Origin of the sequence: Streptomyces aculeolatus, assembly GCF_020400605.1 — a bacterium.
Taxonomy (GTDB): domain Bacteria; phylum Actinomycetota; class Actinomycetes; order Streptomycetales; family Streptomycetaceae; genus Streptomyces; species Streptomyces aculeolatus.
On the sequence record NZ_JAINRD010000130.1, the window covers coordinates 1 to 271 of the forward strand.

The following is a 271-nucleotide window of genomic DNA, read 5'->3' on the forward strand; positions in this document are numbered from 1 at the left end:
CTCCCAGCGCCCGACCAGACGTACCGCGTCCTCCTCACCCAACGCCACCTGCGCCATCGCACCCCCGCCCGACAACGCGACAAGGGCCTTCGACCGCAGCGCCACCACACGCGCCGCATCCTCCAACGACAACCCACCCGCGATATGCGCAGCCGCTATCTCCCCCTGGGAGTGGCCCACCACCGCATCCGGCACCACACCCACCGACTCCCACAACCGGGCCAGACCCACCATCACCGCAAACAACACCGGCTGCACCACATCCACCCGC

The 271-nt window shown here is 69.4% G+C and carries 1 protein-coding gene; it reads right to left on the bottom strand.

All coding sequences use genetic code 11. The features are described from left to right. Positions 1 to 271, bottom strand: a 271-nt coding sequence (locus tag LG396_RS39025) for an acyltransferase domain-containing protein (protein ID WP_225798347.1), incomplete at both ends; no start/stop codon positions are given.